The sequence below is a fragment of the Mangrovibacter plantisponsor genome, assembly GCF_003182475.1.
Classification (GTDB): domain Bacteria; phylum Pseudomonadota; class Gammaproteobacteria; order Enterobacterales; family Enterobacteriaceae; genus Mangrovibacter; species Mangrovibacter plantisponsor.
In genome coordinates, this window is the sequence record NZ_QGTS01000003.1 from 292,627 (window position 1) to 313,442 (window position 20,816).

Annotated in this window: 17 protein-coding genes; 7 read left to right on the forward strand and 10 right to left on the reverse strand. The window is 50.3% G+C overall.

Translation table 11 applies throughout. The features are described 5' to 3' along the window. Positions 1-56: 56 nt before the first annotated feature. On the reverse strand, positions 57-1,394 hold the full coding sequence (locus DES37_RS06210; RefSeq protein WP_110025229.1) for an aspartate aminotransferase family protein: 1,338 nt from the start codon (positions 1,392-1,394) through the stop codon (positions 57-59). A 586-nt stretch (positions 1,395-1,980) separates the two neighbouring features. On the opposite strand from DES37_RS06210, the gene DES37_RS06215 reads away from it, so the two are divergent. After that, entirely contained in the window at positions 1,981-2,757 is a 777-nt protein-coding gene (locus tag DES37_RS06215) for a DeoR/GlpR family DNA-binding transcription regulator (RefSeq protein ID WP_110025230.1), read from the forward strand. Between the two features lie 137 nt (positions 2,758-2,894). On the opposite strand, the gene DES37_RS06220 is transcribed toward DES37_RS06215, so the two are convergent. Beyond that, a complete protein-coding gene (locus tag DES37_RS06220; RefSeq protein ID WP_110025231.1) occupies positions 2,895-4,226 on the reverse strand; it encodes a glycoside hydrolase family 28 protein in 1,332 nt (443 codons plus the stop codon). Positions 4,227-4,591: 365 nt separating this feature from the next. On the opposite strand from DES37_RS06220, the gene DES37_RS06230 reads away from it, so the two are divergent. Both DES37_RS06230 and DES37_RS06235 read left to right on the forward strand, forming a co-directional pair. Then, positions 4,592-5,932: a carbohydrate porin gene (locus DES37_RS06230; protein ID WP_170123738.1), complete on the forward strand. Its 1,341-nt coding sequence runs from the start codon at positions 4,592-4,594 to the stop codon at positions 5,930-5,932. 529 nt (positions 5,933-6,461) lie between these two features. Beyond that, on the forward strand, positions 6,462-6,794 hold the full coding sequence (locus tag DES37_RS06235) for a helix-turn-helix domain-containing protein (protein WP_036113252.1): 333 nt from the start codon (positions 6,462-6,464) through the stop codon (positions 6,792-6,794). Positions 6,795-6,906: 112 nt separating this feature from the next. On the opposite strand, the gene DES37_RS06240 is transcribed toward DES37_RS06235, so the two are convergent. The 7 genes from DES37_RS06240 to urtA all read right to left on the reverse strand — a co-directional run bounded on the left by DES37_RS06240 (position 6,907) and on the right by urtA (position 13,856). Continuing rightward, positions 6,907-7,821, reverse strand: a complete 915-nt coding sequence (locus tag DES37_RS06240) for a LysR family transcriptional regulator (protein WP_036113254.1) — start codon at positions 7,819-7,821, stop codon at positions 6,907-6,909. Positions 7,822-7,973: 152 nt separating this feature from the next. Then, on the reverse strand, positions 7,974-8,987 hold the full coding sequence (locus tag DES37_RS06245) for a formamidase (protein WP_110025233.1): 1,014 nt from the start codon (positions 8,985-8,987) through the stop codon (positions 7,974-7,976). 37 nt (positions 8,988-9,024) lie between these two features. Next, positions 9,025-9,714, reverse strand: a complete 690-nt coding sequence (gene urtE / locus DES37_RS06250) for an urea ABC transporter ATP-binding subunit UrtE (RefSeq protein ID WP_036113260.1) — start codon at positions 9,712-9,714, stop codon at positions 9,025-9,027. A gap of 12 nt (positions 9,715-9,726) precedes the next feature. Beyond that, on the reverse strand, positions 9,727-10,476 hold the full coding sequence (urtD, locus tag DES37_RS06255) for an urea ABC transporter ATP-binding protein UrtD (RefSeq protein ID WP_036113263.1): 750 nt from the start codon (positions 10,474-10,476) through the stop codon (positions 9,727-9,729). Then, positions 10,473-11,588 carry an urea ABC transporter permease subunit UrtC gene (gene urtC / locus DES37_RS06260; protein WP_110025234.1) on the reverse strand — a complete coding sequence of 372 codons (1,116 nt, stop codon included), beginning with the start codon at positions 11,586-11,588 and terminating at the stop codon, positions 10,473-10,475. Before urtC ends, urtD begins: the two co-directional genes overlap by 4 nt. A gap of 4 nt (positions 11,589-11,592) precedes the next feature. Then, positions 11,593-12,525 carry an urea ABC transporter permease subunit UrtB gene (gene urtB / locus DES37_RS06265; protein WP_036113265.1) on the reverse strand — a complete coding sequence of 311 codons (933 nt, stop codon included), beginning with the start codon at positions 12,523-12,525 and terminating at the stop codon, positions 11,593-11,595. 53 nt (positions 12,526-12,578) lie between these two features. Next, entirely contained in the window at positions 12,579-13,856 is a 1,278-nt protein-coding gene (gene urtA, locus DES37_RS06270) for an urea ABC transporter substrate-binding protein (protein WP_036113268.1), read from the reverse strand. A 172-nt stretch (positions 13,857-14,028) separates the two neighbouring features. Here urtA and DES37_RS06275 point away from each other — a divergent pair, with 172 nt between their 5' ends. Together DES37_RS06275 and DES37_RS06280 are read left to right on the forward strand one after the other, a co-directional pair. Beyond that, positions 14,029-17,370: a hybrid sensor histidine kinase/response regulator gene (locus DES37_RS06275; protein WP_110025235.1), complete on the forward strand. Its 3,342-nt coding sequence runs from the start codon at positions 14,029-14,031 to the stop codon at positions 17,368-17,370. Then, entirely contained in the window at positions 17,367-18,290 is a 924-nt protein-coding gene (locus DES37_RS06280; protein WP_036113275.1) for a response regulator transcription factor, read from the forward strand. The genes DES37_RS06275 and DES37_RS06280 overlap by 4 nt, the downstream gene beginning before the upstream one ends. Before the next feature lies 1 nt (position 18,291). On the opposite strand, the gene DES37_RS06285 is transcribed toward DES37_RS06280, so the two are convergent. Then, a complete protein-coding gene (locus tag DES37_RS06285) occupies positions 18,292-19,395 on the reverse strand; it encodes a Fic family protein (RefSeq protein ID WP_110025236.1) in 1,104 nt (367 codons plus the stop codon). Between the two features lie 280 nt (positions 19,396-19,675). Here DES37_RS06285 and DES37_RS06290 point away from each other — a divergent pair, with 280 nt between their 5' ends. Together DES37_RS06290 and DES37_RS06295 are read left to right on the forward strand one after the other, a co-directional pair. Continuing rightward, entirely contained in the window at positions 19,676-20,110 is a 435-nt protein-coding gene (locus tag DES37_RS06290; RefSeq protein ID WP_245930000.1) for a hypothetical protein, read from the forward strand. Beyond that, positions 20,107-20,706, forward strand: a complete 600-nt coding sequence (locus DES37_RS06295) for an RNA polymerase sigma factor (protein WP_110025237.1) — start codon at positions 20,107-20,109, stop codon at positions 20,704-20,706. Before DES37_RS06290 ends, DES37_RS06295 begins: the two co-directional genes overlap by 4 nt. Positions 20,707-20,816 lie beyond the last annotated feature (110 nt).

Genomic DNA, 20,816 nt, shown 5'->3' on the forward strand with positions numbered 1-20,816 from the left:
AAAAAATCCGCCAGTACGGGGCGGATTTTTTGTCAGACAGCCAGTAAAGAACTGAATTAACGGCCAGCGCGCAGCGCTTTATCCAGTGAACCTACCAGCCAGTCAATATCATGAGCCTGGAAAGCCAGAGTCGGGCGTAACTTCAGAACGTTACCATGTGGCCCGGCAACAGAAGTCAGCACATGGTCTTCACGCAAGCGTTCAATCACATCCAGCGCACGCTGTTTGTCCGGGTTTTTACTGGCTTTATCCGTAACCAGTTCGAAACCAATGAACAACCCGGCACCGCGAACATCACCCACACAATCATGCTGAGCTGCCAGTGCAGCCAGCTCTTGTTGCAACTGCGTGCCCACGGTAAGGCTGTGCTGTTGCAGTTTTTCATCTTCAATCACTTTCAGTACAGCCTGAGCGGCAGCAATTGACACCGGGTTACCACCAAATGTGTTGAAATAAGGGATGGTGTCGCTAAACGCCGCCAGCACTTCAGGTTTTGCCAGCATTGCCGAAACCGGAATACCGTTGCCCATAGGTTTACCCATGGTGATAACATCCGGCACAATGTCGTGGCGGGCAAAGCCCCAAAAACTCTCACCCGTGCGGGCAAAGCCAGGCTGCACTTCATCGGCAATAAAGATCCCGCCATTGCGATGCACAACATCCAGCGCTGGCTTCAGGTAACCAGCAGGGCCCGGTAATACACCATCTGATGAGAAAATTGAGTCCACCAGCAAACCGGCGAATTTGATACCGTGTGCGGCCATATCATCAATTTGCTCCTGGATTTGCGCGGCAAACCAGGCACCAATATCCGGGGTATCCACGCGGTAACGGTCTGGTGCAGGAACCAGGCGAGTTGTCGCAGCCAAAGGCTGGCCACTGCCCAGGGCAGGAGAGGCGCCGGAAGTGAGTTCACTGGTACCATGATAAGCTTCACGGGTAACGATAATCCCGGTACCACCGCTCCAGGCACGGGCAACACGAATGGCCAGGTCATTGGCTTCAGAACCCGTACACATGTACATGGCCTTGCTGACTTCACCCGGAACGTACTTGAGCAGAGACTCGGTATAATCAAGAATACGTTCATGCAGGTAGCGGGTGTGGGTATTAAGCTGGCTCATCTGCTGTTGTACAGCGTCAATCACTGCAGGGTGGCAATGACCAATACTGGCTACGTTGTTATAGACATCCAGGTATTTGTTACCCTGCGCGTCCCACAAATATTGCTGCTCACCACGCACCAGATGTACTGGGTTACGATAGAACAGGCGGTAAGAATCGCCCAGTAAACGCGCGCGTTTTTCAGTTAACGTACGTGTTTGTTCATCCAGTGCTGCAGCATGTTCTGCACGAAAGCTGTTGGTATCCATAATGGTGGAGCGCGTCGCCATGAAAGCCTCTCATTTATCATGTCTGTGTTGTTGACCGGCAACCTTACCGTGCCTTTTGCAATAAAATACACAAAAGCACACAAAAGCACAGCAAAAGAATCCATACAAAATCCTTATGCTATTTAGTTGAATGATAATAAAGGTTTTTTAACTCAGTCGATGCCAGAGCAGAATGCACTATTCAGCCCAGGCCTGGGTACCAAACCACACATCCAGGCCATTCAACCGCTTTTCATCAGACGCAAACGATTAATATTCCAGTAAAAACTAGCCATGAAGATTTAATTACCCATATTGCTAAATATGATGATGGCTGGCAGGCTGGTGCGGTAAACTACACAAATGTGCACACCGGGCTGATAAAATACAATTACACAGGGTGTTATTCTCAGATTGCCGCAGGTATGATGTTAAAGAGCAACCTATCTGATTGTTTTTATATAGTTTATTTTTTGGCAGAAAATTTGCTCTTGTTACCTGTTATTTGCACATAATGGCACGAACAGGCCAGGTGCTCTGTTTACTGGCCTGGTTTCCCGGCGAATAAAGGTTGTCTGCCTCATGCCGGAAATCATTAAGGAATAATATGTTAGAAGAAACTCGCTTACACCGTATCCGGGCCTTACTCTCGACCCTTAACCGTATTTCCACAGAGCAACTGATTCAGCACCTGAATGTCTCGCGGGAAACCGTGCGGCGCGATATTGTTAAGCTGGAAAACTTAGGTGAGTTGCGCCGGGTTCATGGCGGCGTTGTCGCGCTCGGGGCTGAACCTGAGCCACCATTGTCTGTGCGGGCAACAGTGCGCGGTAAAGAGAAGCAGGCCATCGCGCGGGCTGCGGTACAGCAACTCCGTGCAGGCCAGACAATCTTTATTGATGCCGGGAGCACCACGTCTGTTGTGGCGGATGAACTGGTTTCTATGCCGGGCATGACAATTATTACCAACAGCCTTAGTGTAGCTTCCCGGCTGACCGAATCTGAATACGCCCGGTCACTCAACCATGAAGTCATTTTACTGGGTGGGGAGATGGGCCCGGTCACCCAGGCAACCTGCGGTGTGATGACCATTCGTGAACTGCAGCGTTTCCGGGCCGATGTGGCATTGCTGTCGCCCGTTGGTATTGCCAGTCAATCGGGTGCCAGTAGTTTTACCCACCACGAAGCGGCAATTGCCGAAGCGATGATCGGCAATGCTAACAAGCGCATCATTCTGGCAGACCACAGTAAAATAGGTGTCACCAGCCGAATGGTTTATGCCCGTATCGCGGATATCGATATGATTATTTCTGATGAAGCGGCGTCTTCGCGTGATGACTGGGCGGCACTGCTGGCCTGTTGTGAAGAGGCTATTGCTGTCTGAACCTTGCCCAACCGGGCTAAACCCGCCAGGTTATGTTACCCGGATTACCTGGCGGTAGTTCTGAGTGGTGCGTTCGCTACCCATGCCTGTTGATTACAGGCTGATTGCACCCGTAATCAACAGGCCTTTAAGGCGGTTTAGCGCATTTCCAGAGAAACAGCCGGGCCTTTTTCCAGCGGTTTACCGTTTGCCGCCATCACCCGGACGCGATGCAGGTCACCATTCACATAACGGGCGAGAATACCGGTTTGTGATTCAATCTGAATCTTGTCGAACCGTATACCGTTCACAATAGACTCGGGCAACCCACTGAGGATCATAGCGGTCTGCGCCCCGGTAGCTTTGAGTTCTGTAATCTGTACGCCATCAATCTTCGGCGTGGTGGCCGTCCGCGGGGCAGATGCAATCGGCGCTATTTCCTGATGCCCCTGAGCTCCGGACTGGCCGCCATAACTGTCAGTCACCAGAATGGGAGTGGCAACATTCGTCATGGTCAGTTGGCTGGCAACCAGTGGCCCGATTTGATTCCCGCGATCCCGTGCAGATTTAATGCGGATGCCATTTTCAGTCTTGAGGAAGGTGATTCGCTGCACTGTGACTTTCCCAATACCATTGGCCGTTTCGCTGCCCACAGAGATACCGTGCCCGTCACGCATCACGGAGTCTGAGACCGTGATGTTGCTGGCGGATGCGGCGCTGCCAGGCACCAACCCAGACTTGATGGCGATATTGTCATCCCCGGTGCGGATATCAGCATGTGACACCGTCACGTCATGTGATGAAACAATATCAATTCCGTCGGTATTGGGGGAGGTTACCGGGTTGGTAATATTCACTTTATGAATGGCAATATTGGCACTATTGCGGATTACGATATTCCACATGGGTGAATTGGTCAGGTGCAGGCCATCAATCCGGCCCTGTGTTACATCATTAAATTCAACAAACCACGGCCGGGGGAAACCATTGGCGACAGGGATCCCCGGGAAACGGTCTGTGAAGGCTTTTTTATTACCGCTGTGCACCTGCGCCCGCATTGCCAGAGCATCTGGCCACCAGGTCTGCTCACCATCGCCATTGAGTGTTCCGCCGCCAGTCAGGTTAACGTGGCTGGCATGGCTGGCAAAAATAAACGCTTCGTTCACCTTTGCCGGATGGCCAATAAATGCCGGGACAAACTTACCTTCCTGGTTACTGGCCTGCAGCACAGCCCCTTTGGGGATATCCAGAGTGGTATTACTGAGTAACTGTAAAGGGCCGCTCAGCCAGATACCCGGTGTTAATGAAACCGTGCCGCCGCCAAGGTCATGGCACTGCTGAAGTGCCCGCTGAATGGCCTGAGTATTCAGGGTTTTTCCGTCACCTTTACCACCAAATGTTACCGGTGAACAGGTTGCAGACCGGGCAGCATAAGAGAGAACAGGGGTGAGAGCCGCACAACAGATAACCGCCAGTAATGTTTTTTTCATCCGTTCGTTTGTCCTTAACACAAATGTATAACAAATCACTTTACCTGCTGGATACAAACTGCACTACTGTGCAAGTGCACAGTGCATCCACTGCTGATACAGGCATTTGCCTGTTTAATATGGCCAGGGAGAACTCAGAAGAGCGATTTTTCTATGGTGCAGCAGGGGATGGCAAAACAACACTTTCTGTTGAGTAAGCATGAAACATGCGAGTTTTGCGAAAAATCTCACCTCAGTTTCTTATTTTGTGGCGCAGATCATTTTTCTGAATACAGATATATTTCACGGCACAAAATAATAAATAATTAGCCTGCTTGCTAATTACACTCAGTTCTCCTTTAGTGATTTTAACAAGAATAAATACCATGAAAAAATTCAAGACAGTGGCGCGCTGCTCTTTAAAAGCAGTCATACCCGGCATTTTCCTCTTCTCCGCACAACCATTAATTGCTCAGGCAGCCGATGCATTCAGCGTCGATTCACCCTGGATGCTCGGGGACTGGAACGGGTTACGTACAGACCTCCAGCAGGATGGTGTGAACTTCAATGTTGGCTACACCATGGAAAGTGCATCTAACCTGGCAGGCGGCTATAACACATCGACCACCGCACGTTACAGTGACCAGTGGGCGTTTGGGGTTAACCTGGATCTGCAAAAACTCCTCGACTGGAACGACACTGAATTCCAGTTAACCATTACCAACCGTGACGGGCAGAACCTGTCAGATGAAGTTGGCGACCCGCGTACCGGAACACTGTCTTCTGTACAGGAAGTGTATGGCCGGGGTCAGACATGGCGTTTAACCCAGTTCTGGTTGCGTAAAGGCTTTTTTGACCACACCCTGGATGTTAAAGCAGGGCGGCTGACTGTTGGGGAAGATTTTGACAACTTCGACAGTAAGTTCCAGAACCTGGCATTTGGGAGTGGCCAGGCGGGGAACTGGCGTGGTGACCACTGGTACAACTGGCCAGTATCACAATGGGGTGCCCGTGTTCGCCTCAACTTTACCCCGGAAATCTTTATGCAGGTCGGTTTCTATAACCAGAACCCGTATAACTATGACAAAGGCGATGGCTTCCGGTTTGAGTTCAGCCCAACAGAAGGCAACCTGGTCCCGGTAGAATTGGGCTGGCAGCCTAAACTTGGCGCAGACAAATTACCGGGTAATTACCGTATTGGTTACTACTACTCTTCAGCCAGTGACGATGTGTATGGCTCATGGCGTGAGGGTGGTTACAATGATACAGCCCATGCATATGGCGGCTACATCCTTGCCCAACAACAATTGACCGCACAGGGTGGTTCTGCTGACAGGGGTATCACATTAACTGTTCAGGCAGTAATGAATGACCATAAAACGTCCAAAACTGATAACTACCAGTCTGTTGCTTTGACGTGGAAAGGGCCGTTTGACGCCCGCCCGCAGGATGAAATTGGTATTGGTGCCGGGCGTATTCATATCAACTCGTCCTACACCAGAATGCTGCGTGACACCAACCACTACAATGGTGAAACGTCGTATAACAGCCCGACCTATTTACCGATCCAAAAAGGGTCTGAATATAATTACGAAATTTATTATAACGTCCAGGCAACAAACTGGCTGCAAATCCGCCCCAATCTTCAATACATTGCCGCACCAGGCGCTGTGAGCAAAGTGGATGATGCCTTTGTTGGCGGTATTAGTGCTAACCTCAGCTTCTGATTATTTATTATTCCAGGCCTGCTTATATGCAGGCCTTTTTTTACATACACATTGTCAGAATTGTCTATGCAATATGTGCCATTAACAACCAATTACTGTTTTATTCCTGAAAAAATATTTCTTTATTGATTTCTTAACCAGGAATCTTCTTAGTCCAAAGAGATTCAAAACAATTTGTTTTGAGTATCGAAATAAAACCTCCATTTATCCACAATGTGAATTTGGGTAGAATTTACATTACAGAATTTACTCTTTTATAATAATTGCGCATTAAAGAGACAGGTCACAACCTGCATGAAATTATAACCCAGCGCAAATTCAATTGATTTTCAAGAACCTCTGCCTCCCATGGCACCTGATGGGTTGATAAAACCATGGGTGATTGCCTTATACCTGCGTAAAAGTGTTACGCACACTGGTCATGTAAAGAGCACTGGCTCCATGTGTTCTGCTGCTGCCGAAAACTCTGGCAGAGTTGTGTTAATGACCACAGGTATATCTTCTTTGGTTTATCTTTAGAGTACGACGTATGTTACTGCATAAAAATGTTATTCGCGATTTAGTTAAATGGATTGATGAAAATATCCATGATCCCATCAATATAACTGATGTCATGGAAATATCAGGATATTCACGCTGGCACATTCAGCGGCTGTTCCGGGAAGAAACAGGGATGACAGTAGGGGATTATATTCGTAAGAAGAAGATACAAGAAGCAGCTAACGATTTGGCCAACGATGAAGTCTCTATTTTAACCATCTCCACTAAGTATGGTTTCAGTAGCCAACAGACCTTCACCCGTATTTTTTCACACTATTTCAATGTGCCGCCCGGACGCTGGCGCAAAGAACAACGAAAATAAACGTTACTCAATACTCTCAGCCACTCATATGTGTTATCTGATTTTGCCTCCTCCTGGGCCACCACTGTATTGCCTGATACAGTGGTTTTTTATTGGCACAGCCACCCGGGGGCTACGCCAGCGGCACACCTGACAGGTTACTGTCTTCGCCAAAATGTTGAACAGCAAAATCAAGGAAGCTACGCAATTTGGGAGTAAGGCGCCGGTCCTGAGCATATACAATATATAAAGGGCGCTCCGGCACACTGTAATCCGGCAACACACTGATAAGCTTGCCGGAGCGAATATAGGGTAATACCAGCTCAGATGGCTGGGTGGTTACCCCAAACCCGGCCAGAGCGGCACTCACCAGTGCTTCGCCGTTGTCCATCATGAGGCGCCCGGAAATGGGCTGCTTTATCAGCCCATTGGGCCCTTCAAATTCCCACTGGGTCCGCAGGGAGGTATGCGCGAATACCAGGCATTCATGGTGCTGTAAATCTGCTGGGTGATTCAGAGGCGCGGCTTTATCCAGATAGTGGGGTGAAGCACAAGTAATTAACCGGTAAGGAGCCAGTACCCGCGCCATCAGGCTGCTGTCTTCAAGTTCACCCACATGAAAAACGGCATCATAACCTTCATCAATCAGGTCTATCATCCGGTTAGTGAGCGTCAGTTCGACCGACACTTCCGGGTAACGTGCCATATATTCAGGTAATAACGGTGAAAGGGCGTTGATACCAAAAGTATGCGGTGCATTTATTTTCAAACGCCCCCGTGGCTCCATGCGGGTTTCTTCTGCGAATGATTCCGCAGCTTCAACTTCGGCCAGAATAATTTTGGCGCGCTCATAAAAATTTTGCCCCGCCTCTGTGAGGCTGTGCTGGCGAGTGGTGCGATTAATCAGCCTGACACCCAGGTGATTCTCCAGAGCTGCAACATGTTTCCCAACCAGTTGAGAGGACATATTCAGCATATCGGCAGCCGCGGCAAAAGACCCTTGTTCAACGGTCTTGACATATATTGCCATGCTGGATAGTCGATCCATTTGAGGTATTCCATTTGCAATTCATAAAACTGTCACAGTTTACCTGACAAATAATGCCAACGGTTAAGCGCAATGTGTTAATCGCACAAATGGGAAATGCCCCCGCAGGGGCATTTTAATACTGAACAACACAGCAGAGAGAAAATACCAGGTTACTTACTTTCAGGTAATGGCCCCAGTTTTACACCATCAGGGTAATACTCCCAGCCATCACGAATTTTGATTTTCTCATCCCATGGCAGTTTATATTCGCCATTGGCCAGATCCCGCACCCATGTCAGGTAATTTTCCCGTGCACCACCGGGCTTACCAACATAACCACGGCACCCAAGGTTGAATATATTATTTTCCAGTGCCCAGTTTTCACGCGCTTTATCTACCAGGCGGGGAAACAGTTCTGCGGTGACAATTTCCCATGGGTTACGGTGCCCTTGTTGAATGACATTACCGTCGTAATTACACACCGTACCTTCACCAAAGTAGTAGAACACTTCATCGTAGCCTGCCAGGTTAACAGATACGGTGTACATCAGGTTTTGCCATGCATTGGTGCGGTTGGTCCAGATCCACTGGTCATTGACCTGGGTAGAATAGCCTGAAATACGAATATAGACATTGCAGCCTTTATAGGCCGCTTCGCGCGCCAGTTCGGGGAACATACCATCATGGCAAATGCACACCGCCAGTTTTGAACCCTTTGGCCCGTCGCACACTGGCATTCCCATATTACCTGGCATCCAGGGTTCAATGGGAACCCAGGGCTGCAATTTGCGATAGTGCAGGGCTATGTCGCCCTGGTCATTAATAATAATGGCTGTGTTGTAAGGGGGTAAATCCGGGTCTTCGTTTTTCTCCATCAGTGAAAACACACCCCACACTTTATTTCGCACACAAGCCTGTTTGAACTGGTCAATTTCCGGGCTTTGCAGGGTCAACAGCATTTCATCATAAGTCCAGATTTTGGTGTTCAGCCCCTGAGTGGAATATTCGGGGAAGACAATCACATCGAGGCCCGGATAACCCGCTTTAGTGGCATCAACGGCTTTACATATTTTATCCACCTGAACCTGGATATCTTCAGGCCCTTTAATTACCGGCACAGGGTACTGAATCGCCGCAATTAATAATGCTTCATCCCATGAACTTACACTTCCGGTGCTAGCCATAATCGACCTCTCTCATTAATAGTGGGTGGTTAATACATTAAACAGCAAGGTATGATGCTATTTTCTTCACGTCCGCACTCAGGCGGTCTTCCTGATGAACAATATTTCCTTTTTCGATAACAATAATTCTGTCTGCCACATCCATAACAAAACTTAACACCTGTTCAGAAACTAATATGGTTAGTCCTTCCGCATCACGGATTTGGCGTAATATTTTTGCTATTTCTTTAATAATTGACGGCTGAATACCTTCCGTTGGTTCGTCAAGTAACAGGAGCTTAGGTTTGCCAGCCAGTGCTCTGGCTAAAACTAATTGCTGTTGTTGCCCGCCGGATAAATTCCCGGCCATGCGCTTACGAAATTCACGTAATACCGGGAAGTATTCATACAAATATTCGGGAATGGTCAGTGATTTACCGCTATGAATGCCGGTTTTAATATTTTCTTCGACAGTCATTGAAGAAAATACCATCCGCCCCTGGGGAACAAACCCCATACCGCGTTGCACCCGCTCATAGCCGGGAACAGCCACCAGCGACTGTCCGTCAAACTGGAGATCACCACGACTGGCCGGGATCATGCCAATCAGTGACTTCATTAATGTGGTTTTGCCCATACCATTGCGGCCAACAACCGCTACAATTTCTCCGGGTTGCAGGCTCAGGCTCATGCCATTGATCACCTGGCTTTGCCCATACGCCACGCTGTAATCAGAAAGTGTCAGCATATTTTTTCCTTATTAATGGCCGAGATAGACATCAATCACCCGTGGGTCATTTTTTACTTTGCTGATACTGCCTTCTGACAGCACTTTGCCCTGATGCATCACGGTGACGTGGTCGGCGATGTCTTCGACAAACTGCATGTCGTGCTCAATCACCAGTACCGAACGCCCACCAGCAATGCGCCGCAGTAACTGAGCCGTTTTCTGGCGTTCCGTGACAGACATCCCCGCGACCGGTTCATCCAGCATCAACAACCGGGGGTTTTGAATCAGCAACATGCCTATTTCCAGCCACTGTTTTTGCCCGTGGCTCAGTAAGTCCGCCTGGATATGCAGAAACTCATCCAGGAATATTTCCTGGGCGACATTTTCCACTGCCCGAACTATTTCTTCGGTACGTTTAAAAAACAGAGCACCAGTGGCAGTACGTGCTTTCGGGTACGACAATTCAAGGTTTTCGAATACGGTCAGGTTTTCATAAATAGACGGGTTCTGAAATTTCCGTCCCACACCGGCATGAACGATTTTATTTTCTTTCATGCGGCTTAATTCTTTGCCATCAAATTTAATGCTGCCGCTGGTCAGGCGGGTTTTACCGCAAATTAAATCAAGAACGGTTGTTTTCCCCGCGCCATTTGGCCCAATAATTACGTATATTTGCCCTTCATCGATATACATAGAAAAATCATCGACAGCTTTAAACCCATTAAACGAAACGGTTAAACCTTCTACCGCGAGAATAATTTCTTTGATGGGCTTAATCATTTTGCCGCCTCCGAATCTGTTTTGGCTTTCAGCCATTCGCTTTTGCGTGCCCTGAATGAAAGGTGAGGCTGGATATATTGCTGCCATAATCCGGCAAGCCCTTTGGGAAAGACTAAAACCACGGCAATAAACAGGCAGCCCATGGCAATAGTCCATAGTTCAGGAAACGATTCGGAAATACTGCTTTTGGCTACATTAACCAGCAATGCGCCGTAGACTGCGCCCAGTAATGAACCCCGCCCACCAACCGCACAGAACACCACCATTTCAATAGAGGCTACGGTGCCAATAAAACCCGGAGACATAAACCCAACCTGGAGCGTGAACATTGCACCACCAATGGCCGAGAACAGGGCACTGATGCAAAACACAACGGTTTTGATATTGGCGACGTCATACCCGGAAAAGCGCACGCGATCTTCCCTGTCACGAATGGCCACCATCAACCGCCCAAGCTTGCTGTTAACCACAAAATACCCGGCAAGCACAACCAGCATCAGCAAACAGGCATTGGCGTAATACAGGATGTAATGGGCAGAATCGGTACGAATATCCCAGCCCAGTAATGTCCGCAGGTCAGTTATACCGTTAATTCCGCCGGTGTATCCCTGCTGGCCGATAATCAGAATGGTTAAAATAGCTGAGATAGCCTGGGTAATAATGGCAAAGTAAACCCCGCCAACCCGGCGTTTAAACATGGCCGTGCCAAGCACCCAGGCAAACAGCGTGGGAACCAGCAGAATAGCCAGCACGGTGAAGGGAAAAGAGTGAAACGGCTGCCAAAAAGAAGGCAGGGCAGTCAGCTGGTTCCAGTCCATAAAATCCGGAATACCTGGCGTGGTCTGCATTTTGGTGTCGGCCACCGTAGAGGCTTCCAGCTTCAGGAACATTGCCATGGCATAACCGCCCAGCCCAAAGAAAATACCTTGCCCCAGGCTGAGTATGCCGCTGTAACCCCAGCACAACACCAGCCCGACAGCCACAAATGCGTAAGTCAGGTATTTTCCCATCAGGTTAAGGCGGAAAATATCCAGAGCGGCGGGCATGGCAACCAACAACAGGCCAGCCAGAATAACGATTCCAGTCAAAGGAAAACTGCGTAAACGATTCATAATGTTACTCCTGGCGGCGGATACGGCTGGCAAACAAACCCTGAGGGCGCAGTAACAAAATGCCCACCACTATCAACAGCGTGATCACCTTCGCCATAGAACCACTCAGGAAGAACTCCAGGGTAGATTGTGACTGCGAGATAGAAAACGCAGAGGCAAGCGTACCCAGCAGGCTTTGCGCCCCGCCAAACACAACTACCAGGAAGGTATCGACAATGTACTGTTGCCCGGCAGTTGGCCCGGTTGAACCAATCATGGTGAAGGCACTACCGGCGATCCCGGCGATCCCACAGCCCAGGGCAAAAGTGCGGTTGTCCACTCTTGAGGTATTGATACCCACGGCACTTGCCATTGGCCGGTTCAGTACCACGGCCCGGACTTTGATTCCCCAGGCGGAGCGGTAAATTATCCAGCCGGTGATGCAGGTGATAACCAGCGTGAGCGCCAGCACAAACACGCCATTAATTGGGATATCGATGTTGTCTGCGAAATGGTATGACCCCATCATCCAGTCAGGCAGGTCAACGCCAACTTCGCGCGGGCCGAATAATGAGCGGTAGCACTGTTGCAGTATCAGGCTCAGGCCCCAGGTTGCCAGCAGCGTATCCAGTGGGCGTTTATAGAGGTGGCGAATCAATACTTTTTCGACCAGTGCGCCCAGCAGTGCCGAGCAAATGAAAGCCAGTACAATGGCGACAAAAAAGTAACCGCCAAACAGCGCCGGTAAGTGGCTACTGAAAAAACGCCCGGTTAGCCAGGTAACATAGGCTCCGAGGATCATAAATTCCCCATGCGCCATATTAATGACACCCATTTGGCCAAAGATAATGGCAAGCCCCAGGGACATCAGCACAAATACGGCAAACAGACTGAGCCCGGCAAATCCCTGCATAACAAATATTGAGGTCAGATCAGCAAAGCTGTAACCACTGAACATGATGAGTTCCTCGGCAAGTGGAAGGTATCCCACGGTTGCCCGTGGGAGTGGAGTCAGTCTTTCGGGAAAGGATTGGGTTCAATCAGGTTCGGGGTCTGGTAAACCACATCGTACTGGCCATCTGTTCTTGCCCGGCCAATCACCGTTTTCGACCACAAATGGTGGTTTTCATGGACCCGGACATAACCTTCTGGCGCATCTTTCAGCTCAATGCCCGGCGAAGCTTTACGCACTTTGTCCACATCAAAAGAACCTGCTTTTTCAACCGCGGCTTTCCATAACCACGGGCCGAGGTATGCTGCCTGCGTTACATCGCCTATCACGATGTCTTTGCCCCAGCGTTTCTTAAAGGCAGCAACAAAGGCTTTGTTGGCCGGGTTATCCATACTCTGGAAATACTTCATGGAGGCGTAGGCACCAGCGATGTTTTCACCGCCAATTCCGCGGATTTCATCTTCGGTAACTGAGATGGTCAACAGCAGGGGTTTCTCTTTGGTTAAATCGATACCCGCGGCTTTAAGCTGTTTGTAGAAAGCAACGTTCGACCCGCCAACCACAATGGCGTAAATCACATCTGGCTTTTTCAGCTTGATTTTGTTGATAACCGAGTTGAACTGGGTATTGCCCAGCGGGTAGTAATCTTCACCCACCACTTTCAGCCCCAGTTTTTCAATATGATGCCGGGCGATTTTGTTAGCGGTTCGCGGCCAGATATAGTCTGAACCGAGCAGATAAAAAGTTTTCGCGTGTTTGTTTTTTACCACCCAGTCGAGCCCGGAAATAATTTGCTGGGTTGCTTCCTGGCCGGTGTAAATAACATTGGGCGACTCTTCCAGCCCTTCATAAAAAGTAGGGTAGTAAAGCATGCCGTTGTATTGCTCAAGCACGGGCAACATGGCCTTACGGGATGCCGAAGTCCAGCCACCAAAAATAGCGGCAACTTTGTCGCTGACTAACAGCTTACGGGCTTTTTCAGCAAAGGTAGGCCAGTCGCTGGCACCATCTTCCTGCACGTATTCAATTTTCCGCCCCAGAACACCGCCTGCTGCGTTAATCTGTTCAATCGCCAGTTTTTCTGCCTGGACAGAACCTGTTTCACTGATTGCCATTGTGCCGGTAGATGAGTGCAGGATACCCACTTTTACCGTGTTATCGGTTACCGCCAGCCCGGTGGTGTTAACGTCTGCCGTTGCTGGCGCAGCCATTGCTGAATGGACTGCCAGCATCAGGCTTGCGGCTGCCAGCATTTTAAGTTTACGCGTGAAGCGCCCGGACAGGCTCGTGCGGTTCACCCGCTGGTGGTACTGCGGGGGAAAGACTTGTTGGTTCATGGTAGCCCTCATCATCAGTTACGTTTACCCTCGGATGTGGCCATCATGACGGTCTGGTGGGGCAATCAACAATGCGCGAGGTAACGCAGTAATTACGTCATTTGACGTATTGGCCTGGCGGCTGTCTGGCGGCATTCTCACGGGCGCGGCATAGAGAAAAAGTGGAGTCCGGATGACGGTACAGCAGAAAGCGTTCAAAGCACGAAGGCAATATAACCAATGGGTAACCAACCAGACGCTGGAAGACTTTGCATTACGCTATACGCCTGAGTCTTCCCGGCGCTGGCAGGCAAAACGTGTGGTGATGACTGCGTTAAGCGCGATTACTTTTCTGGCTCTGGAAGCCATTGGCGGGGCGCTGACACTGACCTATGGCTTCAGTTATGTGATTGCAGCGGTAGGGTTGGTGAGTGTCATCATCTTTTTGCTGTCACTGCCGATTGCAGTTAATGCCGCCCGCCATGGGCTGGATATTGACTTACTGACCCGTGGTGCCGGTTTTGGTTACCTGGGCTCGACAGTCACATCGCTGATATACGCGACGTTCACGTTTATTTTCTTTGCGCTGGAAGCGGCCATCATGGCGATGGCGCTGAATATGCTGTTTGGCCTGCCGCTTCACCTCGGCTATTTAATCAGCTCGCTGGTGGTTATCCCGCTGGTTACCTGGGGCTTCACCTTTATCTCGCGGTTTCAGCAATTTACCCAGTTCTGCTGGCTGGCGCTGCAACTATTGCCCTTTATTTTTATCCTGCTGCGCGATAACCACTCTTTTACCGCATGGGTACATTTCCCCGGTTTTCTGGTGCCTGCAGATGGTCAGTTCGATTTGCTGCGCCTGGGTGCGGTGTGTTCGGTGTTACTTTCACTGGTAAGCCAGGTGGGCGAACAGGTAGACCAGGTACGGTTTCTGCCTGATAACGGGCAGGGGCCACGCTGGAAATGGTATGCCGCCGTGATAGCCGCAGGCCCCGGATGGATTGTGATTGGTGCGATAAAAATCCTGCTGGGTTCGTTTCTCGCTGTGCTGGCCTTTAATTATGGGCTGGGTGCGGAACTGGCCAGTGAACCTACTCATATGTACCTGGTCGCATTCAGCTATGTTACTCACTCTTCTTCTGGTTTGCTGGCACTGACCGGCATTTTCGTGGTGCTTTCGCAGCTCAAAATTAATGTGACCAATGCTTATGCGGGTTCTATCGCCTGGTCGAATTTCTTTTTACGCCTGACCCACCGCCACCCGGGGCGAGTGGTCTGGTTGTTCTTTAATGTGGGCATTGCGCTGTTGCTGATGGAGTTAGGTGTATACCGGGTATTTGAAGATATTCTGGGTGTGTATGCCGTGGCAGCCACTGCCTGGCTCGGCAGTGTGGTTGCAGACCTTACTGTCAATAAATGGTTAAAACTGCGCCCGGAAAAGATAGAGTTCCGCCGGGCTTATCTCTACGACATCAACCCGGTGGGGATTGGTGCCATGGGGCTTGCCATGGCATTCGGTTTATCGGCCTGGATGGGGTGGTTTGGGCAACCGCTACAGGTATTTGCTTCTCTGCTTTCACTGATGCTGGCGTTTTGTACCGCGCCGCTGATTGCCTGGCTGACCCAGGGGCGATTCTACCTTGCCCGTAACCCGGTGCAGGCAATTTCGACAGAATGTTGCGTGTGTGGTAACCATTTTGAAAAGCAGGAGATGAGTTTTTGCCCGTTTTACCAGGGAAGCATTTGCTCGCTATGTTGCTCCCTTGATGTTCAGTGTAATGACGCCTGCAAACCGCACGCCCGTTACCATGAGCAGGCCGCAAACCTGCTGAAGAAAATGCTCCGCGGGCGCAAGCTGCGTGTTGACCCACGGGTCTGGAGCTTTTTAAGTATTCTGCTGCTTTTCAGTTCAGTTATTGGCTTGTTACTGATGCTGGTGTTTGCTCAGATGCGCGGTGACTTCGGGAGTGAACAATATTTACTGGCGGCGACGTTATGGAAAGTGTTTTTTATTCTGCTGATTGTCACCGGTGTCACCACCTGGCTGTTTGTCCTTACCAATAAGAGCCGGCAAATAGCCCAGGATGAGCTGCGTTTGCAGAGCGACCGGCTAATGAAAGAGATAATCGCCCACGAAGCGACCGACCGGCAATTGCAACAGGCGAAAGAAGCCGCCGATGACGCTAACCTGGCGAAGAGCCGCTACCTCACCGGAATTACCCATGAACTGCGCACTCCGCTTAATGCCATGCTGGGCTATGCACAACTTCTGGAGCGTGCTGATGATATTCCGCCAGCACGCCAGCGGGGTATCAGTATTATGCGCCGTAGCGGAGAACACCTGGCGAATCTGATAGAAGGGCTGCTGGATATTTCTAAAATCGAAGCAGGCAAACTGGAAATTTACCGGGAAGAAGTCCGGGTTGGGGACCTGGTGCAACAACTGGTGGCGATGTTCGAACAACAGGCTATCGATAAAGGCCTGACATTTAATTATAACCCACCGCACTGGCTCCCTGATGCCATGATGACGGATGAAAAACGCCTGCGCCAGATCCTCATCAACCTGCTGTCCAACGCGATAAAATTTACCGACAAAGGCGGGGTAACCCTTGATTTCCAGTACCGCAGCGAACTGGCTTTTTTCTCGGTTCATGACACAGGCATTGGGATTAACCAGGAAAACCTGGAGCGCATTTTTAATCCCTTCGAACGTGTATCACAGGACAGCCGACGTACCGGTACCGGGTTGGGGCTGACAATTACCCGTCTGTTAACTTATGTGATGGGGGGCGATTTGCAGGTGGAAAGCGTTCAGGGAACTGGCTCCACCTTTAAATTAACGCTGATGCTCCCCGGCTACAGTGGTGCCAGTTATCAACCGGCTGAACCGAAGAAAGTAGTAGGCTACCAGGGGCGCAGGCAGACCGTGCTGGTGGTGGATGATGACCCGGCTCACCGACAGTTAATGGATGACCTGCTTACCCCAATTGGCTTTATTGTGTTGTCTGCTGACAGTGCAGCCCAGGCTTTGGTTATCGCCGCAGATAACCCGGTGGATTTATTTCTGCTCGATGTCGCCATGCCAGTGATGTCGGGCTGGGAATTGCGCCAAAAGTTACAGTGTAACGGAAATGCCCGGCCGGTGATTATGATTTCGGCCGAAGCTGGCGAGGGCAAATCACATAACGGTGAGCAGGAGAAAGACCTGCGCTACCTGGTGAAGCCTGTTCAGGTGCCTTTGTTACTGGAGTCGATAGGCGAAGCCCTGCAGCTAACCTGGGGCAGTGAGCACCGTTTAGCAGCCAGCCCGGTGCAACCAGCAAAGGCAACCGGCCTGACCAGCGTACAAATTCGCGAACTTCAGGACCTGGCTCTGTTAGGCTATGTGCGCGGGTTTCGTGAGTTACTCAGCCGGCACACCTCAAATAAAGCTATCAGCGACGCAGACAGCGCCAAGCTGAGTGAGCTGACTGACCGTTTCAGATTTGAAGAGATCGTGTCTTATCTTGAACAACTGGGAGGCACTTCATGAGCTCCGGGAAACCTACCGTACTGATTGTTGATGATGATATTAATACCGTCAGTATGCTTAATGACACACTGGATGAAGCCGGTTTTACCGTGCTGGTGGCACTGGAAGGCAGCCAGGCACTGTCTATTACCCGGCAAATTACCCCCGATATTATTTTGCTGGATGCCGTAATGCCGCATCTGGACGGTTTTGAAACCAGCAAGCGCCTGCGTGAAAGCCCGGCGCTCTGGAACACCCCGATTATTTTTATGACTGGTTTGAGTGATACCGATAACGTGGTCAGTGCCTTTGATGCCGGAGTGGTGGATTACGTGGTGAAACCGATTCGTATGGAAGAGCTGCTGGTAAGAATGCGCACCCACTTGCGTAATTCGCGCCTGACCACCAGTGCCTACAGCGCAATGGATTTTGTCGGGCAAACTATGTGCGTGGTGAATCAGCAGGGGCAGTTGCTGTGGGCGACACCCAATGCCTGGCAGTTAATGCGCACCTGTTGTGATGAAAATTTTCTTCCCACGCGTAAGTTTATCAACCGTATGCTGATGTGGCTGAACAGTGGCGAGGGAGTTCGCCAGGCTCTGGACCTGTCACGCCTGGATATCCCACTGAAATTCTATTTTTCTCGCCAGAGCGGTGAAGGTGAATGCCTGCTGCGCATAGAAGAAATCAACCCGCGGGAAGAGGACAGTGCGGTAGATACGCTGCGGGCCAACCTGAGCCTGACGCCCAGGGAGGCCGAAGTGTTGCTATGGATTGCCCGGGGGAAAACCAACCGTGAGATTGGCGATATCCTGCACTTAAGCCCCCGGACCATAAATAAACACCTGGAACTGGTGTTTCCGAAACTGGCAGTAGACAACCGCACCGCGGCGGCAGCCATCGCCCTTAATGCACTGGCAGGGAAGGGCAGTGCGCTGTGATTCAGACACTCGCCTTACCAGGCAAAGAATAGCGGGTGCTTCTGCCGCCGCCTTCATTCCCCACCAAAAAACCCTGCTCAACCAGGTGCGCCAGGTGGCGGGTTGCCGTGGCGCGGCTGACCCGGGCAACGGCTTTATACTGGCTATTGTTGATGCCATCCTGGAAATCACCATCCAGCATTCGGTTGATCACTTTGATCTGTTCATGGTTCAGCGCCGCCTGGTTAAACCGCTGCCAGTAATGGGTTTTAAACAGGGTTTGGTCAATCAGCCCCAGTGTTTCCTCAATAGAAGCGCGCAACATACACACAAACCAGTTAAGCCACGGCGTTAACACTATATCGCCACGCTGAGTTTGTTCTATTACTGCGTAATACTCTTTACGGTGTGTATTAATCGTGCGCGACATAGCATATAAACGCACCGTGTTATGCTCGGCCTGAGCCAGTGCGAGATCCATGATCAAACGCCCGATCCTGCCGTTGCCATCTTCAAAAGGGTGGATGGTTAAAAACCACAAATGCGCAATACCTGCCCGCAAGATAGGGTCAGCCTGGGCATCGTGCCTGCTGGTGTTGAACCAGTGCAGAAAAGCCTCCATTTCCCCCGGAACCCGCATGGCATCCGGCCCTTCAAAATGGATGACCGGTTTATCTATTCGCCCGGAAACCACTTGTACCGGGCCAGTACGAAACTGCCCACCTTTAATCGCATTAAATAACTTCTCTTCAGGCGGAAACAACAGCGAGTGCCAGTGCAGCAAGCGCTGCGCCGTTAAAGGCTCATCGAGATTGTTGATGGCGTCCAGTGCCGATTCCACCAGGCCTTCAGTGCGTTTATCTACCGGCCAGGTTAATTCATCATCCACGCCCAGGTGAGTTGCCAGCGAAGACCGCACCGAACCGGCGTGTAAACGTTCACCTTCGATATCGCTGGAATAAAGGATATTCGCCAGCAGGGTATCCAGCGTGGTTTGCGCTGAATTCAGTACCTGGCTGCTGCCATAAAGTTTGCCCTGTAAAAAACGGGTATCGCGCAGCAATGGTGCCAACGGGGCCGGATCCCAGGTAAATTCAGGCCACAAAGGTTGTTGCCATATCCACATAGTGTTCTCCTGAGGCAAATAACACCATTATTCTACTCACATAATGAGTAGAATATAAAGCGTAATTGACTCACGAGCGGGAATGGCGAATAAAACGGGCAAAAAACAGCCTGGGCAGTTGCATAAATTATAATCAGGATTCATGAGTGGGGGTTATAAAAGAGGCATCACAGACCAAACCCGTACACCAAAACACGGCGATTAATTTTTTTAGCAATATTCCGGCGGCTCATTCGTCTACCTCACTAACAGAACGTTCACCTAACACATGAGGCTTAAGATGAGAGACTTTGAAATGTATGACCGGGGTTTTGGCAGAAGAAGGCACCACCGCTTAGCAAAACCATTAATCATTGGTGCTATTGTGGTTGTCGCGCTGGGGCTACTGGTTATGTCGCTGTGGAATGCCTTATTACCGGCAATTATTGGTGTGAAAAGTATTGGGTTCTGGCAGGCGCTGGGCTTATTGGTTTTATGCCGGATATTGTTTGGCGGGCTGGGAATGCGCCCGGGTATGTTTGGTATGCACCGGCGCATGCATGAGCGCTGGATGCAAATGACCCCGGAACAACGTGATGAATTTATCCGCCAGCGCCGTTCCTGGTTTGAAGGCAAATGGGCCAGTCGCTGCCAACGGCAAGCCCCCGAGGGGAGCAATACTCCAGAAAGCACCAGTCAGGGTACTGAAGCTGAAAAACCCACGGATAAACAATGAGTGAAGTGAAGGGCGGTAGTGGGTCAACATCACGTTTGGTTGCCGCGCTCATGGCTTGCCGTGGGCGGTTACAGGCTTTTATTCGTGGCCGCCTTCGCGGGGCTGCCGACGTAGAAGATATCTGGCAGGAAATCGCGTATCAGTTGATTCGTGTGGAACAACCTGTCGAGAATGTCGCCGCCTGGTTGTTTCGCGCAGCCCGTAATGAAATGACCGACCAGGGGCGCAAAAAACGCGAACTCCCTTTTTCCGGGCTGGCAATTCAGGGGGATGACAGTGAATTTGCGGAAGATGAACTGGCAGAAACATTGTTTGGTGTGCCGCAAACCCCGGAAGATGAATACCTGAAAGCATTATTGTGGGATGAACTGGCGGCCGCCCTGGATGAACTCCCGCAAATTCAACGCGAGGTATTTGAAAAGACTGAGCTCGGCGGTTACAGCTACCAGGCTCTGGCAGAAGAAACAGGTGTCAGTGTCCAGGCCCTGTTATCGAGAAAACATAAAGCGGTGCTTTACTTGCGTATTCGCCTGCAGGAATTTTGGGGTGATTTGTCTGCCGATCCGCGAGAGAACAAGGGCAAAAAAATTGAGTGACCAGTGCAATGGTCACTCAAAACAGGCACATAAAGCATATTGCATTTATAGGGTAACCGGGAATTAATATAATGCCGGCCAGAGCCGGCAGGTATTAATTGAACCGGTAA